This window comes from Jatrophihabitans telluris (assembly GCF_023516435.1).
Classification (GTDB): domain Bacteria; phylum Actinomycetota; class Actinomycetes; order Mycobacteriales; family Jatrophihabitantaceae; genus Jatrophihabitans_A; species Jatrophihabitans_A telluris.
This window is the reverse complement of the sequence record NZ_CP097332.1, coordinates 1,400,864-1,419,378: the sequence shown is the minus strand read 5'-3', so window position 1 is coordinate 1,419,378 and position 18,515 is coordinate 1,400,864. Positions and strand designations below refer to the sequence as shown.

General features: G+C 67.7%; 16 protein-coding genes. 2 read left to right on the top strand and 14 right to left on the bottom strand.

Going from position 1 to position 18,515, the window contains the following annotated elements:
* Nucleotides 1-267 precede the first annotated feature (267 nt).
* From M6D93_RS06745 to M6D93_RS06735, 3 genes are all read right to left on the bottom strand, one after another.
* Complete coding sequence (locus M6D93_RS06745) at nt 268-2,658, bottom strand: ATP-binding cassette domain-containing protein (RefSeq protein WP_249773590.1); 2,391 nt, start codon at nt 2,656-2,658, stop codon at nt 268-270.
* Nucleotides 2,659-2,799: 141 nt separating this feature from the next.
* Complete coding sequence (locus tag M6D93_RS06740) at nt 2,800-4,119, bottom strand: CpaE/TadZ family protein (protein ID WP_249773589.1); 1,320 nt, start codon at nt 4,117-4,119, stop codon at nt 2,800-2,802.
* Nucleotides 4,120-4,214: 95 nt separating this feature from the next.
* The gene (locus M6D93_RS06735) at nt 4,215-4,931 is read right to left on the bottom strand and encodes an SAF domain-containing protein (RefSeq protein WP_249773588.1); all 717 of its coding nucleotides are present in this window, start codon (nt 4,929-4,931) and stop codon (nt 4,215-4,217) included.
* 251 nt (nt 4,932-5,182) lie between these two features.
* Here M6D93_RS06735 and M6D93_RS06730 point away from each other — a divergent pair, with 251 nt between their 5' ends.
* On the top strand, nt 5,183-5,449 hold the full coding sequence (locus M6D93_RS06730) for a helix-turn-helix domain-containing protein (protein ID WP_249773587.1): 267 nt from the start codon (nt 5,183-5,185) through the stop codon (nt 5,447-5,449).
* Between the two features lies 1 nt (nt 5,450).
* On the opposite strand, the gene M6D93_RS06725 is transcribed toward M6D93_RS06730, so the two are convergent.
* Both M6D93_RS06725 and M6D93_RS06720 read right to left on the bottom strand, forming a co-directional pair.
* Complete coding sequence (locus tag M6D93_RS06725) at nt 5,451-6,008, bottom strand: hypothetical protein (RefSeq protein ID WP_249773586.1); 558 nt, start codon at nt 6,006-6,008, stop codon at nt 5,451-5,453.
* Nucleotides 6,009-6,682: 674 nt separating this feature from the next.
* A complete protein-coding gene (locus M6D93_RS06720; protein WP_249773585.1) occupies nt 6,683-7,051 on the bottom strand; it encodes a hypothetical protein in 369 nt (122 codons plus the stop codon).
* Nucleotides 7,052-7,392: 341 nt separating this feature from the next.
* On the opposite strand from M6D93_RS06720, the gene M6D93_RS06715 reads away from it, so the two are divergent.
* A complete protein-coding gene (locus tag M6D93_RS06715; protein WP_249773584.1) occupies nt 7,393-7,785 on the top strand; it encodes an Rv3235 family protein in 393 nt (130 codons plus the stop codon).
* Nucleotides 7,786-7,800: 15 nt separating this feature from the next.
* Here M6D93_RS06715 and secA read toward each other — a convergent pair whose 3' ends face one another.
* The 9 genes from secA to rplU form a co-directional block, all read right to left on the bottom strand.
* Nucleotides 7,801-10,602 (bottom strand): preprotein translocase subunit SecA, encoded by a 2,802-nt coding sequence (gene secA / locus M6D93_RS06710; RefSeq protein ID WP_249773583.1) that lies wholly within the window; start codon nt 10,600-10,602, stop codon nt 7,801-7,803.
* Between the two features lie 104 nt (nt 10,603-10,706).
* On the bottom strand, nt 10,707-11,336 hold the full coding sequence (gene nadD, locus M6D93_RS06705) for a nicotinate-nucleotide adenylyltransferase (RefSeq protein WP_249773582.1): 630 nt from the start codon (nt 11,334-11,336) through the stop codon (nt 10,707-10,709).
* Nucleotides 11,337-11,398: 62 nt separating this feature from the next.
* Nucleotides 11,399-12,850, bottom strand: coding sequence for a glutamate synthase subunit beta (locus M6D93_RS06700; protein WP_249773581.1), 1,452 nt, complete (start codon nt 12,848-12,850; stop codon nt 11,399-11,401).
* Nucleotides 12,851-13,100: 250 nt separating this feature from the next.
* Complete coding sequence (locus M6D93_RS06695; RefSeq protein WP_249773580.1) at nt 13,101-14,351, bottom strand: glutamate-5-semialdehyde dehydrogenase; 1,251 nt, start codon at nt 14,349-14,351, stop codon at nt 13,101-13,103.
* Nucleotides 14,352-14,459: 108 nt separating this feature from the next.
* Nucleotides 14,460-15,002, bottom strand: a complete 543-nt coding sequence (locus tag M6D93_RS06690) for a hypothetical protein (RefSeq protein ID WP_249773579.1) — start codon at nt 15,000-15,002, stop codon at nt 14,460-14,462.
* 64 nt (nt 15,003-15,066) lie between these two features.
* On the bottom strand, nt 15,067-16,179 hold the full coding sequence (proB, locus tag M6D93_RS06685; RefSeq protein WP_249773578.1) for a glutamate 5-kinase: 1,113 nt from the start codon (nt 16,177-16,179) through the stop codon (nt 15,067-15,069).
* A gap of 44 nt (nt 16,180-16,223) precedes the next feature.
* Nucleotides 16,224-17,693 (bottom strand): GTPase ObgE, encoded by a 1,470-nt coding sequence (gene obgE / locus M6D93_RS06680; protein WP_249773577.1) that lies wholly within the window; start codon nt 17,691-17,693, stop codon nt 16,224-16,226.
* Between the two features lie 127 nt (nt 17,694-17,820).
* Nucleotides 17,821-18,078 carry a 50S ribosomal protein L27 gene (gene rpmA, locus M6D93_RS06675; protein ID WP_249773576.1) on the bottom strand — a complete coding sequence of 86 codons (258 nt, stop codon included), beginning with the start codon at nt 18,076-18,078 and terminating at the stop codon, nt 17,821-17,823.
* Nucleotides 18,079-18,081: 3 nt separating this feature from the next.
* Complete coding sequence (rplU, locus tag M6D93_RS06670; RefSeq protein ID WP_249773575.1) at nt 18,082-18,420, bottom strand: 50S ribosomal protein L21; 339 nt, start codon at nt 18,418-18,420, stop codon at nt 18,082-18,084.
* Between the last annotated feature and the right edge of the window lie 95 nt (nt 18,421-18,515).

The window sequence follows — 18,515 nt, the reverse complement described above, 5'->3', positions numbered from 1 at the left end:
CGGCATGTGCTCGCGGACGCGTCACACCCCGAATCGCGTGCTGGCGGGGCTTCGTGGACGACCTCACCTCCCGAGGACTCAAGGCAGCAAGGGTCTTGTCGAGGTCGGCCGCTGGCAAAACACGATGACGGCGTGGCCGGCCTTGGCCATCTGGTCGCTGATCACACACCGCTCATCGCCGGTGATCCCTGGTTCGACCGCCGGGGATGGGCAACGATGGGCGTGCCGAACACGCCAGCTGCGGCTGATTCGTGCCTGTCTGAGCGCTCAGGTCGCGAGGTAGGCCGCGAGATGGCGGCCGGTCAGGGTCGAATGACCGTCGACGAGGTTGGCCGGAGTCCCCTCGTAGACAATCCGGCCCCCGTCGTGTCCCGCCCCCGGGCCGAGATCGATGATCCAATCCGCGTGGGCCATGACGGCTTGGTGATGCTCGATCACAATGACCGACTTGCCGGAGTCGACGAGCCGATCGAGCAGCGCGAGAAGCTGCTGGACGTCGGCCAGGTGCAAACCGGTAGTGGGCTCGTCCAGGACGTAGACCCCTCCCGTCTCAGCCATGTGAGTCGCCAGTTTGAGCCGCTGTCGTTCGCCGCCGGACAGGGTCGTGAGCGGCTGGCCGAGGCTGAGATAGCCGAGACCGACGTCGGACAAGTGCGTCAGAATCTTGTGTGCCGCAGGTGTCCTGGCCGCACCGGCACCAAAGAACTCCATAGCCTCCGACACCGGCATCGCGAGCGTCTGGCTGATGTCCTTTCCACCGAACGTGTACTCCAGGACTCCTGCTTGGAACCGTTTGCCGTCGCACTCCTCGCAGATGGACGCGACGCCGGCCATCATCGCCAGATCGGTGTAGATGACGCCAGCGCCATTACAAGCCGGGCAGGCGCCTTCGGAGTTCGCGCTGAACAGGGCGGGCTTCACACCGTTGGCCTTGGCGAACGCCTTGCGGATCGGCTCAAGCAGACCGGTGTACGTCGCGGGATTACTCCGCCGTGATCCCCTGATCGCTGCCTGGTCAACCGTCACCACACCGCTGCCGCCCGACAGGGACCCATGGATCAGTGAGCTCTTGCCCGATCCGGCGACGCCGGTCACGACGACCAGCACCCCGAGTGGAATGTCGACGTCGATGTCCTGGAGGTTGTGCCGGTCCGCACCTTTGATCTGGAGCTTCCCGGTCGGAACGCGGACTTCGTGCTTGAGTTCAGCACGATCATCGAGGTGCCGGCCGGTGATGGTCCCGCTGGCGCGCAGCTCGGACACGCTCCCCTCGAAGCAGACGGTGCCCCCGTCGCCGCCTGCGCCAGGGCCGAGGTCGACCACGTGATCGGCAATCGCAATCGCCTCGGGTTTGTGCTCTACGACGAGGACGGTGTTGCCCTTGTCTCGCAGCTTCAGCAGCAACTCGTTCATGCGCTGGATGTCATGCGGATGCAGGCCGATCGTCGGCTCGTCGAATACGTAGGTGACATCGGTAAGTGACGAACCCAGATGACGAATCATCTTCACCCGCTGGGCTTCCCCACCCGACAGCGTTCCCGAGGGACGGTCGAGACTGAGGTACCCAAGCCCGATCTCGACGAAGGAATCGAGTGTTCTCTGCAGCGTCTCGATCAGCGGGGCCACCGAGGGCTCATCGAGCCCGCGCGCCCAGGCGGCGAGGTCGCTGATCTGCATCGAACACGCGTCGGCGATATTGATTCGGCCGATCTTCGACGATCGTGCCAGCTCGCTGAGCCGAGTGCCCCCACAATCTGGACAGGTGCCGAAGGTGACGGCCCGCTGCACGAACGCTCGAATGTGCGGCTGCATGGAGTCGACGTCCTTGGATAACATCGACTTCTGAATCTTGGGAATCAGGCCCTCGTAGGTGAGGTTGATCCCGTCGACCTTGATCTTGGTCGGCGCCTTGTACAGGAGATCGTGCAGTTCCTTCTTGGTGAATCGCTGAATCGGCTTGTCCGGGTCGAAGAAACCGCAGCCGCTGAAGATCCGTCCGAACCACCCGTCCATGCTGTATCCGGGGATGGTGAGCGCGCCCTGGTTGAGCGACTTTGCCGCGTCGAACAGAGCGGTCAGGTCGATATCGGTGACCGCGCCGCGACCCTCGCAGCGGGTGCACATCCCGCCGGTGATGCTGAAGCTTCGCCGCTCCTTCGTCACCGAGCCGCCCCGCTCGATGGTCACGGCCCCCGCGCCGGAAAGGGAAGCCACGTTGAAGGAGAAGGCCTGGGGCGAACCGATGTGCGGCCGGCCGAGCCGGCTGAAGAGAATGCGCAGCATCGCGTTGGCATCGGTGGCGGTTCCGACTGTGGAACGGGTATCGCCACCCATGCGTTCCTGGTCAACGATTATCGCCGTGGTCAGTCCGTCGAGGACATCGACATCAGGGCGGCCCAGGGTCGGCATGAATCCCTGGACGAACGCGCTGTAGGTCTCGTTGATCAGCCGCTGCGACTCCGCGGCGATGGTTCCGAAAACCAGTGAACTCTTACCCGAACCCGAGACCCCGGTGAACACCGTCAGTCGCCGCTTCGGAATCTCGACGCTGACGTCCTTGAGATTGTTCACCCGCGCGCCGTGCACCCGGATCAGATCATGAGCGTCCGCGCTATGCCGTGCAGGCAAGGCTGGCTGCGGTTTTCTGGCCGTGGTCATCGATTCTCTCCTTCTCGCGCGTTGGCTGTTTTCCGCGTCGGCCGACTCGATCTAACCAGCCCAGGGGTCCGCGACGGGGGTCCCTGACAGATCAATCCAGCCAATCCCTTGTCGCCCGGCCACCGTTGCCGGAGACACCTGCTAGGCCCGTCGACGTCCGGCCCTCGCCGACGCGCGGCGACGCGATGGCGAGGGCACTCCTACCACCGCAGCCGCCAGCTCCTGCATCGCGCGGCGGTAGCCGCTGCTGGGAGCCGCCTCACGGATGGTCTTTCCTTGCGAGAGCGCGGCATCGAGCCCCTCCCGGTCGTATGGGAGCGCGGCGGCGACCGTGCGGCCGGCGAAGCGCTGGAGGGCCTCGTCGATGGATTGACGCGGGTCTCCCGGAACCGGCCCGCGGCGCACCCCGTTCGCCACCACCCATAGCGGCGTGTCGATCTCGACCTCCCTCAACTCGACGAGCCCCCTGACCAGCCGCTGAACACCGATCGGATCGGCCGAGGCGACCGCCAAGACCAGGTCGGCATGCTCGAGGGCGGCGAGCGTCACGCCGTTTCGGCGCGGGGCCATGGTGTCGAAGCTGAGCTCCTCGTCGCTCTCCAGGTTGAAACCCACGTCGACCACGGTGAACTCGACGAGATGCCGGCTGATTTCCAGCACCGAGGAGAACGCGGTCGGCCTCAGCTCCGGCCACCGGTCCGCCCGGGTCAACCCCGTCAGAATCCGCAGCCGCGGGTTCAGCTGCCACGCCAACGAGGCCAACGCGCTGGGATCGAGTCGCCGCGCCTGGGCCTGACGGCAGGCAGCGGCAATACCGGCGGATTCGTCCAACAGACCGAGCAACGCCGCTCCGACTCCTCCGTAGACATCGGCATCTACGACCATGGCCGAGCGTCCAAGCTCTGCGATCTCATCGGCAAGGTTGACGGCGACCGTGCTTCGCCCTGGAGCTCCGGTCGGGCCCCACACCGCTACGACCGAACCGCGGACGAGTCCGTTCAGTGACTGAACTGACGGTGTGGACGAATCCGTCTGCACCGGCAGGCTGCTCGCGAACGCCGGGTCGGCAAAGTCATGAGAAGGCGGTTCGGACTCGGGACGATTTCGGTTGAGCGCGTGCTGCACCACGGACAAGAACACCTCAACGGCAGCGTTCGCGGGCACGACGTGCTCGACGCCTACTGCTCGCACACGTTCCACGGCCGGATCGAGGTCGGCCACCGGTGCGGGCCACGCGGCCGAATCGGGCAGCTCGGGGGCAGCGGCCAGCTCCGACAGGTCCGCCATCGCCCCCGTACCCCGCGCGGCCGGGGCGCGCTCCGGAAGCACGGCCACGACTGCGACTCCCGCCGCCAGCATCCGATCGACGGCGTCCGCGTCCAGACCTCGAAGCTCCGCATCGAGCAGGACCGCTTCGGCCTGGCCGGACGCAACCACGGCGAGCAACTCGACCAGATCCATGCAGCGACGGGCGACGACGAGTTCGGTCCCGGCTGAACTCGATACCAGCGCACTTTCCCACGTGCTACCACCGGCGGCCGTAACAACGCGGACGCTCACTGTCCACCCATGCACGTGTCCAGAGCCTCGGTCGCCGGCGGTGGGTTTTGACCGTCCGCGAGCACCCCGACGCGAAGTACTGCGCTCTCGGCATCCACCGCGCCCATCACTCGGGAGGCGTCCGTGGGCTCCAGCCGAAGGGAAAAAGCCGTGTCGGCACCGCTGAGCGCCCCGCCTCCAGTGGTCCAGACGTCCTGCACGACGGGACCCGAGACCACGACGGCCGCCCGGCAACTCTTGGTCGACAGCCAGAGGATTACGCGTTGGCCAACTCTCAGTCGCGGACCCTGGTCACGACCGAGCGGAACCGTGATCTCGATGCCGGATACCCGCGCATCGAGCCCCGATCGGGGCAGCAGCTCGCCAGCTCGCAGCGGCCAGGCGAGCGCCTTGCCCACCACCGCCGCCGAGGACGGCAGATACCGATCGGAGGACGAACCGAGCTGGGTCGGCACGACCGCGAGATCGGCCGATCGCAGGACGGTTCCAGCGGCGAGGTCGTGTCGGACCGCCCATACGGGCGTGCGGTGATCGGCACCGCTGAGGATCGACGCGCCTGCCAACACCGCTGACAGCACCAGGCCGAAACCCAGTACCAGGCGAAGATCCAGCCAGGTCGGGCGCCGTAGTCGGCGCGGAACGGGCGAGGACGGCGACGCTTGCCCAGGCGAAGCGCTCCCAACGGGGCGAGGCGAGGTTGTTGCGGCGGTCATGGGACCCATGTTGCCGGGACGACGCCGCGGGCGGACGCGTATCGCCAAACTGTGGACAACTACGAGGGTTGTGGGGAACAGGTGCGAGACTGGGCTACGGCACGCCGTCGCGGACCATCGCCGGCAAAGCCGGCCGGTCACGGCACAACGATGGCGGGCTGCATCAAACTGGCTCAACCGACGGCGTCCTGCCGTAGAACGCAGCACTGTGCAGTGGCCGTTGCGCCCTGTGGACCGATGAACGGAGCGGGATGACCGGCGGGCGATTTCTCACCTTGACCGATGTCGCGGAGGTGCTCAACATCTCCGACTCCCAGACGTACGCGCTCGTGCGATCGGGTGAACTGCCCGCCATCAAGATCGGCGGTCGCGGTCAGTGGCGGGTCGAACGCGACCAGCTCGAGTCCTACATCGCCCGGATGTATGACCAGACTCGCCGGTTCGTGGCCGAGCACCCCCTGCTCGACCCGGCGGCCGGCGGACGTGCCGCCGGCACCGAAGCCGAGCAGCGCGCCTGAGTCACTCGTCTCGGCGTACCAACACGAGGCCGGAGAGTGGGACCAGCAGCACTTCGCGCACCGCGGGACCCCGCCGCGCCTCGCCGGCCGGGTGAGCGGCCAGCTCGACGAAATCCCGGCCGAGCCGGTCGAGGGTCCCTCCCGCGATCGTGCCGTCGACCAGCGCCAGTTGGACCCCCGATCGGTCGCGGATCAGCGCGCGCAGAACATGTCGCAACCCGAGCCGGGACTCCACGACCCCTGCCGAACCGGGCGAGGAGCTGAGTCGTCCAAGACCGGAGACCGTGAGAACGCCGGTCAGGAGCACGAGGGCCTCCCGCCCGAATCCCTCGTCTATCAGCACCCACTCCGCGCCGACGCGACGGATATGACCGTTGACCGCTTGAGCGCCGACGCAGCGCAGGCGCACCGCAGACCCGAGGGCCGGACGTAGCCGATCCGACAGCTGCACGCGCCCGAACTCACCGCGGGTCCTATCCGCTACCTCGGCCGACCGCTCCGCCGCGAACAGATCGATCGCTTGCGCTTCAAGGTCGTCGAACAATCCCGTCCATCTCACCTGTTTTGGCACCTTTCTGCGTGGGATGCAGCCAGAATGACAGTCCCTGGCTGTTCAAGCACCTCGTTCTGCAACTTAGCTTGACTGCACGCCTACCGACGTACTTAGATGCAAACGAACGTAAACGAAAGGAAGCTGATGATTCTGCCTAACGCACGCTTCCGTGTGTTGCTCCTGTTGGTCGGCGATGTGTGTCTGCTGTACGCATTCGTTCCTCAGGGTCTGCGGCTGCCGCACCGCGGGGTGTCCGGGCCCGGTGTCTCAGGCTTGGCCCTGGATCGAACAGCGATCGACCTCGCGCGGTGGGGCTTGTGGTTGTGCGGCCTCTGGCTGGCCCTGGCCTTGGCGCTCGTCGGCGGGGCGACGGTTGACCGTCTTCGCGCACGAGGTCTCGACCGGATCGCCGCGCGAACCCTGCCGTCGGGGGCGAACCGAGCGCTGGCAGCGTTCACCGGCCTTTCCCTACTGCTGTGCCCAGTCGTGGCAGGCGCGAGCGGCACAGCAGGCGCGGCACCCACCGGACCGGAGGCGAGCTCATCGATCGCTGCGACCCCCACCGCCGTTGCGTCGGTGCGGGCTGGAGTCGCGTCCTCGCCTCCGAGCGATCTACTCCCGGCCGCCGCGCCTACCGACGCGAGCGTGTCTGGACCGCCAGCGCTGACCTGGCCCGTCGATCAGTCCGTGACCTGGCCGATGGATCCGGAGACGAGCGAACCCGCGCCAACGCGTTCGCGCTCGAAGGCGCCACAGCAGACTGATCCGAAGACGGCCGCGCATACGGCACAGACACCGGCCCCGACACCGGCCGCGACAACGACAACGACAACGACAACGACACAGACGCCGACACCGACAACGACAACGGCCGCGACAACGACACAGACACCCGCCCCGAAGACGGGCCCGACGACAGCTCCGGGCAGGGGCACTACCACCGGCCGCACCGGGAACGGGACGACCGCATCCCCGGCCACGCCCCGGTCTGGCTCCGGCGCGCCCGCGGCGACTCGAAAGGTCGCGGCCGGCGAATCCCTGTGGCTCATCGCGGCACAGCGACTCGGGCCCGGGGCGCCTGCCGCTGATATCGCGGCCGAATGGCCGGTTTGGTACGAGAAGAACCGGGCGGTGATCGGGTCAGACCACGACCTGATTCGGCCCGGAACCGTCCTGTCCGTCCCGGAGGACTGAGTCACTGATGCACGCCGTTCACTGCACTTGTTCGTCGGAGACGAGCTATTCGGAGACGAACTATTCGGGGACGAACTCGCCTGCGACGCTGCCCGCCCCCGGATTTCGCGTGCGGCCGGCGCCGGTTCGAGAGCCGCCGTTCGACGATGAGCTGCCGGCCCGTCGGCTGACTCTGGTCGGGCCCCACGATCAACCTTTGCCCTTCGAGCAACCTGAAGCCCAGGACGCGGACTTCCCGCCCGCGCGGGAGAACCCGGGGGCGGTGGGACTGCCGGAGCCGGGTGCGTTCGCCAAGCGGCTGGTGGTGGGCGTGATCGAGATCGCCACCGGCCGGCGCAGCGCGGCTCAACTGGGCCGGCACACGTCCCCAGCCGTGCAGGCCGGCCTGGCTCGCGACGCCGGACGGATCACCAGACTAGGAACCGCCACCCGGCCTGCGTCCGTGCACTCGGTGCATGCGAGCACGACCTCTGCCGGCATCGCCGAGGTTGCGGTCGTGGTGAGAATCGAAGGTCGGTTCAGAGCGATCGCCCTGCGGTTAGAGGCACAACACGGCCGCTGGCGCTGCGTCCGGCTTCAGATCGGGTGAGGCGAACCGGTGGGTTCAGCGCTTGCGGCGGTTGCCCCGGGACCCGCGGTTGGGGTTCGTGCGGCGCTGGCGCGCGTTGCCGGCCCTGGTGCTGTTGGAAGAATCCTCGCCTGACTCCGCCTTCTCGGTCCGAACCTCGGGCGCGTCGGAGTCGAGAGTTGGCGCACTATAGGTCAGTCCGGGCTTCTGCTGGTTTCGCTCCAGCCCCTTGGCCGAAATCTGCGGGTGGGTATCCCCGCCGCCCGCGGCGATCTCGGCGACGACCCGTTCGGCCTCAGCGATGACTGCCGCCTCATCGGGGCTCGGGGGCGGCGTCTCGTCCTCCTCGATCTGCACGTCGAGGTTGAACAAGAAGCCGACGGATTCCTCCTTGATCGCTTCCATCATGGCGCTGAACATGTCGAAGCCCTCACGCTGGTACTCCACGAGCGGGTCGCGTTGGGCCATCGCACGCAGGCCGATGCCCTCCTGCAGATAGTCCATCTCGTAGAGATGCTCGCGCCACTTGCGGTCCATCACGGACAGCAGCACGCGCCGCTCCAGCTCGCGGGTGACCTCCGAACCGAGATCCGCCTCGCGCTGGTCGTAAGCCGCCTGGGCGTCAGCGACGACCTCCTCGACCAGGAATTCCCGGCTCAGGTCGTTCCGGTCACCTCCGGCGGTCTCAATGGCCTCCTCCACCGTCAGCGAGATCGGGTACAGCGTCTTGAGTGCCACCCAGAGCGCGTCCAGGTCCCACTCCTCCGGATAACCGGACGAGGTCGCGCCCTCGACGTAGCCACTGACGACGTCGCTGATCATCGGGCGGATCTGGTCGGAGATGTCCTCACCGGACAGCACCTTGCGCCGTTCCTCATAGATCACGGTGCGCTGCTTGTTCATGACCTCGTCGTACTTGAGCACGTTCTTGCGGATCTCGAAGTTCTGCTGCTCGACCTGGGTCTGCGCCGAGGCGATGGCCTTCGAAACCTGCTTGTTCTCGATCGGTGTGTCTTCGGGAAGGCGCATGAAGTTCATCAGCGCGGCAATCCGGTCGCCGTTGAACCGAACCATGAGGTCATCGCCCAGGGAGAGGTAGAAACGCGACTCCCCCGGGTCACCCTGCCGGCCGGAGCGACCGCGCAGCTGGTTGTCGATCCGTCGGGACTCGTGCCGCTCGGTGCCCAGCACATAAAGGCCGCCGAGCTCGACGACCTCGTCGTGTTCTGCCCCGACCTCCTCCTTGGACTTCGCCAGGGCGTCGGCCCACGCGGCCTCGTACTCCTCGGGAGTCTCGGCGGGCGACAGACCCCTCTCGCGCAGCTCCGCGTCGGTCAGGAACTCGGGGTTGCCGCCGAGCATGATGTCGGTCCCTCGACCGGCCATGTTGGTCGCGACCGTGACCGCGCCCTTGCGACCGGCCATGGCCACGATCGCGGCCTCGCGGTCGTGCTGCTTGGCGTTGAGGACCTCGTGCGGAATGCCCCGTCGCAGCAGCAGGTTGGCCAGCAACTCCGACTTCGCGACGCTGGCGGTGCCGACGAGGACCGGCTGGCCCTTCTCGTAACGCTCGGCGATGTCGTCGATGACCGCGGCGAACTTCGCGTCCTCGGTCTTGTACACGAGATCGGTCTCGTCGGCACGCACCATCGGCCGGTTCGTGGGGATCGGTACGACACCAAGCTTGTAGATCTGGTGCAGTTCGGCCGCCTCGGTCTGCGCGGTACCGGTCATCCCGGAGAGCCGCTTGTACAGGCGGAAGTAGTTCTGCAGCGTGATGGTCGCCAGCGTCTGGTTCTCCTGCTGGATCGTCACGCCCTCCTTGGCCTCGATGGCCTGGTGCATGCCCTCGTTGTAACGGCGGCCGGCCAGCACACGCCCGGTGAACTCGTCGACGATGAGCACCTCGCCCTCGCGGACGATGTAGTCACGGTCGCGCTTGTAGAGCTCCTTGGCCTTGAGGGCGTTGTTCAGGTAACCGACCAGCGGGGTGTTCGCGGCCTCGTAGAGGTTGTCCATGCCGAGCTGGTCCTCGACGAACTCCACCCCCTCCTCGGTGATCGCGATCGTCCGTTTGCCCTCTTCGACCTCGTAGTGGGTGTCCTTGTGCATGCGCGGCGCCAACCGTGCGAACTCGGGGTACCAGCGCTGGTTCTCATCAGCCGGCCCGGAAATGATCAACGGGGTCCGAGCCTCGTCGATCAGGATCGAGTCGACCTCGTCCACGACAGCGAAGTTGTGGCCTCGCTGGACTAGATCGTCCGTCGACCACGCCATGTTGTCGCGCAGGTAGTCGAACCCGAACTCGTTGTTGGTCCCGTAGGTGATGTCGGCGGCGTAGGCGGCCCGCCGGTCCTCAGGGGTCATGTTGGACAGGATCTTGCCCACCGACAGTCCCAGGAAGCGGTGTACGCGACCCATCCAGTCGCCGTCACGGGCGGCCAGGTAGTCGTTGGTGGTCACGACATGGACGCCGCCCCCGGACAGGGCATTGAGGTAGGACGGGAGGGTCGAGACCAGAGTCTTGCCCTCACCGGTCTTCATCTCGGCGATGTTGCCCAGGTGCAGCGCCGCGCCGCCCATCAGCTGAACCTTGTAATGGAACTGTCCCAGCGTGCGCCGCGCGGCTTCCCGGACCACGGCGAACGCCTCGGGCAACAGCTCGTCGAGGCTCTCGCCGTCCCCGTAGCGCTCCTTGAACTGGTCGGTCAGCGCGCGCAGCTCCGCGTCGGTCAGGTCGACGTAATCCTCTTCGAGGGTGTCGATGTGATCGGCGATGGACGTCAGCCGCCGGACGATCTTGCCTTCGCCGGCGCGCAGCAACTTGTTGAGAACCACTCCGCGATACTACGTGCGAGGAGCTGGTGAAGTAACGCGACTGTCACGATCGGCGCCGAGCGGTCCCTGCGGGAGCGCCGAAGGGGCATCCGAAGGCCCGATGATCAGCCCCGGTACAGATCGTGCTTGGCGATGTACTGGACGACGCCGTCGGGCACCAGGTACCAGACGGGCCTGCCGGAGCGGACCCGTTCCCGGACCGCCGAGGACGAGATCGCCATTGCGGGGACGTCGAGCAATGTGACCGATTCCGTGGGCAGATGGTCCCCGGACAGGTGGTAGCCCGGACGGGTGACCCCGATGAAGTGGCACATCGCGAACAGATCCTCGGCGTCCTTCCACGACAGGATTGCCTGCAGCGCGTCGGCACCGGTGATGAAGAACAGCTCGGCGTCCGGCTGGATCGCGGCGATGTCGCGCACCGTGTCGACGGTGAAGGTCGGTCCGGGACGGTCGATGTCGACGCGGCTGACCCAGAATCGAGGGTTGGACGCCGTAGCCACCACCGCCATCAGATAGCGGTGTTCAGCCGGACTGACCTCGCGATCGGCCTTCTGCCAGGGCTGTCCCGTGGGGACGAAGACGACCTCGTCCAGGTCGAACAGGTCCGCCACCTCGCTGGCGGCCACCAGGTGCCCGTGGTGGATGGGATCGAAAGTGCCACCCATGATCCCTACGCGGCGGGGGCGGGGTGCCGCCGTGGCGTCGGGGCCGCGCGACAGGGCTGAGGTCATCGCACGATCCTACGAGTGGCGCCGCGATCGCCGGACCCGAGCCGAGCGGCGGTGCGCGGCCGCTACTTCTGAGGTGCCGAGGTGGGAAGCACCGGTCGTGGCAGGCCGGTCTGGCCCATCAACCATTCGTCCACCGCGGCGGCGGCCGAGCGGCCTTCAGCGATGGCCCAGACGATCAGACTCTGGCCCCGACCCATGTCACCGGCGACGAACACACCGTCCACGGTCGTCGCCCAGTCCTTGCTGCGCGCGACGTTGCCCCGGTCGCTGATGTCGACCCCCAGGCCGTCGAGCAACCCCCCGCGCTCCGGACCGGTGAACCCCATGGCCAGCAGCACGAGTTCACACGGCAGTTCGAACTCGCTGCCCTCGACCTTGTGGAAGCGACCCTCGGCGAACTCGACCTCGTGCGCGCGCAGGGCACGCACGTTGCCGTCCTCGTCCCCGAGGAAGCACTCGGTGTTGACGGCGAATACCCGCTCTCCTCCCTCTTCGTGGGCCGACGAGGTGCGGAACATGAACGGCCACGTGGGCCACGGGTTGCTCTCCGGGCGGCCTTCGGGCGGCCGCGGCATGATCTCGAACTGGTGGATCGAGGCCGCGCCCTGACGATGGGAGGTCCCGAGGCAATCCGCGCCGGTGTCCCCACCGCCGATGATGACGACGTTCTTGCCGGCGGCGGTGATCGGCGCCTCGGTCACATCGCCCTGCTGGACTCGGTTGGCCCACGGCAGGAATTCCATCGCCTGGTGGATGCCACCGAGTTCGCGCCCCGGTACCGGCAGATCCCGCCATTGGGTCGCACCGCCGGCGAGCACCACGGCGTCGTGGTCAGAACGCAGCTTCGCCGCGGTGATGTCGACCCCGACGTTGACGCCCGCCCGGAACTCGGTGCCCTCGGCCTCCATCTGGGCCAGGCGGCGATCGATGACGGACTTCTCCATCTTGAACTCGGGGATGCCGTAGCGCAGCAGGCCGCCGATGCGGTCGGACCGCTCGAAGACCGTCACCTCGTGTCCGGCCCGGGTCAGCTGCTGAGCGGCGGCCAGGCCGGCGGGCCCCGACCCAACCACGGCGACCTTCTTTCCGGTCCGCCGCGTCGGAAGCACCGGCGAGACCCAGCCCGCGGCGAAGGCCTTCTCGATGATCTGCTTCTCGACCTGCTCGATGGTCACCGGCTCCTGGCTGATGCCCAGGACGCAGGACGCCTCGCACGGAGCCGGGCACAGCCGGCCGGTGAACTCGGGAAAGTTGTTCGTGGCGTGAAGCCGGTCGATGGCATCGGCCCACCGGTCGCGGTAGACGAGGTCGTTCCACTCGGGGATGAGGTTTCCGAGCGGGCACCCGTTGTGACAGAAGGGGATGCCGCAGTCCATGCAGCGGCCGGCCTGCACCTCGACCTTGTCCTTCGCGAAGGGCTCGTACACCTCGCGCCAGTCCTGGATCCGGACCGCGACCGGACGCCGCGTGGGCAGTTCGCGGTCGTTCTTGAGGAATCCGGTGACGTCGCCCACGCTCGGGCCTCGCTTCCTGCTCGTGACACTGGTCAGACTTAGTCGATGCTCCAGTGGGACGGCGTCGGCCCGACGTCGAACGATACGCGAGACTGCTCGGTCGCGTTAATCACGAAGCAGCCCCTAGAGAACTAGATCACGCTCCCCATGACAGATAGGCCCAGCACCGCGGCGGATGAACCGCTCTCAATAGCAGCGGACGGGCCAACCACGGGCCGAGCGTACCGGCGGCGGAGTTGCGCCCGCAGGGTCAGCGCGTCTGCCCGTCACCGTAGACAACCCACTTGGTGGAGGTCAGCTCCGGCAGTCCCATCGGTCCGCGAGCGTGCAACTTCTGGGTCGAAATGCCGATCTCCGCACCGAAACCGAACTCCCCGCCGTCGGTGAAGCGGGTCGAGGCGTTGACGATGACGGCCGCGGAGTCCACCCGGGATACGAAGCGGCGAGCGTTGTCCAGGTCCCGGGTGAGGATCGCGTCGGTGTGCCCGGACGACCAGCGCCGGATATGCGCGATGGCGTCATCGATTCCGCTCACCACCTTGGCGGCCATGTCCAGGGACAGGTACTCCCGCTCCCAGTCCTCGTCGGAGGCCGGCCGGACCTGCTCGTTGACCGCGGCGAAGTGCTCATCCCCGTGCACAACCACCCCGGCCACCTGCAACGCCGACGTTATCCGCGGGAGAAACTCCGCGGCGATGTCGGCGTGGACCAGCAACGACTCGGCGGAGTTGCACACCGAGGGCCGCGAGATCTTGGAATTCACGACGATCCGTTCGGCCATGTCCAGGTCGGCCGAGGCATCGACGAACACGTGCACGTTGCCGATTCCTGTTTCGATGACGGGCACCGTGGAGTTCTCGACGACGTAGTTGATCAGGCCCGCACCCCCGCGCGGGATGATCACGTCGACCAGTCCGCGTGCCTTGAGCAGGAAACCGACGCTGGCACGCTCGAGCCCGGGCACGAGCTGGATCGCGTCCGCCGGCAGCCCGCTCTTCGCCGCCGCCTCGGACAGCACCCGCACCAGCACCTCGTTGGAGCGGTAGGCGCTGCCGGAACCGCGCAGCAGCACCGCATTTCCGGACTTGAGCGCGATCCCGGCCGCGTCGACGGTGACGTTCGGGCGCGCTTCGTAGACCATGGCCACGACGCCGAAGGGCACCCGGACCTGGCTGATCTGCAACCCGTTGGGCTGGACGTAGCCGCGCACGATCTCTCCGACCGGGTCGGCAAGCCCGGCGAGGTCCTCCAGCCCACAGGCCATCGCCTCGATCCGCTCCGCGGTCAGGGTCAGGCGATCGATGAGCTGCTCGCCGACCCCTTCGGTGCGGGCGGCCGCCACGTCGATCCCGTTGGCGCGCAGGATGTCGGCGTGCGCGCCGCGCAGCGCGGTGGCCATCGCCTGCAGCGCGGCGTCCTTGGCCGCGCGGCTCAACGGAGCCAGGTCGAGGGCGGCGGCCCGAGCTCGCGAGGCGACCGCACGGACGTCCGCTTCGGTCACGGCACCGGATCCCGGCCCCGTGTGAGCCACGGCAGCGGATGCGGCTGATACAGCTGATACGGCTGGGTCCGTCATCGTTTCAGGATAGGCAGGCGTACCTGTAGCTGCTCAGGCACGCCGGGCTTTGGGGAAGTAGGCCCGCACGTCCGGACGGGTCACCTGGTAGAGGATCGCGACGAGCACCAAACCCTGACCGAGCTGCTCGATCCGCATCCACGACGGGTAGGGCTGGGTCCACAGCAGTGCGAGACTGGCAATGCCGGCGATGCTCAGGACGAGGACCCGGCGGTAGGCGCGCCGTCGACCGCGTCGCAGCGAGCGCACGAGGTAGAAGTACACGGTGGCGACCACGACGTTGCCCACCAGCCGCGAGTAGATCGCGATCGTGGCCGCATCGCGCAGCGTGCGCCGCTGCTCGTCCGGACTCAGCGGCGAATTGCGCCTCAGGTGCGCGTGGGCGACCTGGTAGTCGACGACGCTGTGCCTCAGCAGCAACACGACCACGGTCAGCGCGATCGACAGCGCGAGATTGAGCAGCAGCAGTTGGACGACCCGGTGCAGCGCCGCCGGCGCCGGCCTCGTCTCGGCCCGCGTCAGGGCGTAGTCCTGAGCCGATTGGTCCCAGGCGGGCATGTGCGGATAGTCGGCCACGAGCGTCAGGCTAGCCGTGCTCGCCCTGGCTCGCGGGCCGGCACTGTCGTACGCCCGGCGGGACTCAGAGCACGATCAGGTCGTCGCGATGGACGGCTTCGCGACGGAACTCCTCGGGTAGGTCCCCGGTCGACTTGCCGAGCAGGCCGGGTAGGTCCTCGGAGTCGAAGGCCACCAGGCCGCGGGCCACGATCGCTCCGTCCGGGCCGGCGATCTCGACCGGATCGCCGGCGGCGAAGTCACCGCTGACGGCCACGATGCCGGCGGGCAGCAGGGACTTGCGACGGACGACGATGGCGGCCACGGCGCCGGCGTCGAGCTCGAGGCGGCCGCGCGGCGTGGTGGCATGCCGTAGCCAGAACAGCCGCGATGCCGTCCGGCGTCCGGTCGGGGGGAAGAAGGTCCCTCCGGTACCGGCCAGGCCCGCGCCCACCGAGGTGGCCGAGGTCAGCAGCACCGGGATTCCGGCGCCGGTCGCGATCTGGGCGGCATCGAGCTTGGTGGCCATTCCACCGGTGCCCACCGAGGACGAGGATCCGGCCAGGCGGACGGCCGCCAGGGCCGCGTGGTCGGACACGGATTCGATCAGGACCGCGCCTGGCTTGCGGGGATCGGAGGTGTACAGGCCGTCGATGTCCGACAGCAGGACGAGGGCGTCGGCGAGCACCAGGTGCGCCACCAGGGCGGCGAGTCGATCGTTGTCGCCGAACCGGATCTCGTGGGTGGCGACGGTGTCGTTCTCGTTCACGATCGGGATCACCCCGAGCGCGAGCAGCCGTTCCAGGGTCCGCACGGCGTTGCGGTAAGTGCCTCGCCGGTGCAGATCGTCGGCGGTGAGCAACACCTGGCCGACAGTCAGGCCGTGACGGGCGAAGGACGAGGCGTAGCGCTCGATCAACAGCAGCTGGCCGACTCCGGCCGCGGCCTGTTGGGTGGCCAGATCACGCGGCCGGGCCTTCAATCCCAACGGCGCGATGCCGGCCGCGATCGCACCGGAGGAGACCAGTACCACCTGTTGCCCGGCCGCCCGCCGGGCGGCGAGAGCGTCGACAAGGGCGTCGATACGGCTCGGGTCGATTCGGCCTCGCTGGGTGAGGGAGGATGAGCCGACCTTCACCACGGTCCGGGCAGCGCCCGCCACCGTGGACCGATCGGCCGTCACCTCGGCGCGCGTCATCGTGCTCCTGTTCTGGCTGGACGAGGCGGTTCAGCCGGGCGGGCTCAGCGCAGTTCGTCGACGGAGTACTCCGCCAGCAGTTCCTCATCGGACAGGTGCTGGCGGCGCGCCTTCTTCGCCGCGAGCCGGTCGTCGGCGTTCGGTCGGGTGTCGGCGTCCAGCCGGTCGTCGGTGCCCCGACGAGTCGGTTGGTACTCGGCGTCCGCCATTCCCCCGGTCGGCTCGAAGTCGAAGACGTAGTCGCCGATGGTGACGGTCGCCCCCGGCCGGGCTCCCTGCTTGCCGAGCTCGTTCTCCACCCCGAGGCGGGCCAGCCGGTCAGCGAGGTAACCAACCGCCTCGTCGTTGTCGAACTGGGTCTGCCGGACCCAGCGTTCGGGCTTGGCTCCACGCACCACGAAAGCGTCGGGTTCGTCCGGGTCAGGCGAGACGGTGAAGCCGGAGTCGTCCACGGCCTTCGGGCGCAGAACTATGCGGGCCGGCGCGAGGACCTCCTGCTCGGCGCGGTGCTGTTCGACCAGATCGGCCAGCGCGAAGCTCAGCTCACGCAGGCCGGCGTGGCTGACGGCCGAGATCGAGAACACCCGATAGCCGCGGCCGGTGAGTTCCTCGGTAACGAACTCGGCCAGTTCAGCCGCCTCCGGGACATCTATCTTGTTCAGGGCCACCAGGCGCGGACGGTCGAGCAGGTCACCCAGCTCGGACTCGTACTGGGACAGCTCGGACTCGATCGCCTCGAGGTCGCTGAGGGGATCCCGGCCGGGCTCCAGGGTCGCGCAGTCCAGCACGTGCAGCAGCACCGCGCACCGCTCGATGTGGCGGAGGAAGTCCAGGCCCAAACCCTTGCCTTCGGCGGCTCCCGGGATGAGACCGGGGACGTCGGCCACGGTGTAGGTCGTCGCGCCTGCGCTGACAACGCCGAGATTGGGCACCAGCGTGGTGAACGGGTAGTCGGCGATCTTGGGCCGGGCCGCTGAGATGGCCGCGATCAGGGACGACTTGCCTGCCGAAGGGAAGCCCACCAGGCCCACGTCGGCCATGGACTTCAGTTCGAGCAGAACGTCGAAGGCTTCGCCGGGTTCTCCGAGCAACGCGAAACCGGGTGCTTTTCGACGGGTCGAGGCCAAGGAGGCGTTACCCAGTCCGGCGCGACCACCCTGAGCGACGACGAAGCGGGTGCCGGCGCCGGTGAGATCGGCCAGCACCTCGCCATCGGCGTCGCGGACCACGGTGCCCTCCGGCACGGTCAGCACCAGGTCCGCTCCGTCCGCGCCCTGACGGTGCTTGCCCGCACCGGGGCGGCCGTTACCGGCTTTCTGGTGCGGGTGATGGTGGAAGTCGAGCAGTGTGTGCACCTGCGGGTCCACGACCAGCACGACGTCGCCGCCCCGCCCGCCGTTGCCGCCATCGGGGCCGCCGAGCGGCTTGAACTTCTCTCGGTGGACCGACGCACAGCCGTGCCCGCCGTTTCCGGCGGTGACGTGCAGGACCACCCGGTCAACGAACTTCACCACGTGGGTGCTCCCTTCTCGTCATAAGGCCTGCCGTCGGCAGGTACTGCAACTGGGTTCAAACACCGCAGAGCGGGCCCCGGATTCCCGAGGCCCGCTCTGCGGAAAGCACGACTGTCGCGGTGGGCGCTCAGGCCTCGGCCGGGACGATGCTCACGGTCTTGCGACCGCGTCGGGTGCCGAACTGCACGGCCCCCTCGGCAAGCGCGAACAGGGTGTCGTCGCCGCCACGGCCGACGAGGTCACCCGGGTGGAACTTGGTGCCACGCTGCCGCACGATGATCTCGCCGGCGCCGACGACCTGACCGCCGAAACGCTTCACACCAAGCCGCTGGGCCGCGGAGTCGCGACCGTTGCGGGAGCTGGAAGCACCCTTCTTGTGAGCCATGAGTTACTTACCCTTCTTGGCGTCGACCTTGCCGGAAGCCTCGATACCAGTCACCTTGACCTGGGAGAGCTTCTGGCGGTGGCCGATCCGCTTGTGGTAGCCGGTCTTGTTCTTGTACTTGTGGATTTTGATCTTCGGGCCCTTGATCTGCCCGAGAACCTCACCGGTGACGGCGACAGCGGCGAGTTCGCCCGCGTCGGTGGTCACGTCCTCGCCGTCGACGAGAAGCACGGCCGGCAGGGCGACACTGGCACCCGCGGCAACGTCCAGCTTCTCAACGGTCACGACGTCACCGACGGCGACCTTGTACTGCTTGCCGCCGGTCTTGACGATGGCGTACATCGTGAATTCACTCCTGTCGAACAGCAATCGAGATCATGGTGCGCTGCCGGGTGCACGATCCGCCGGGTACGCAGTAAGGGCCCACTCACCGAGCT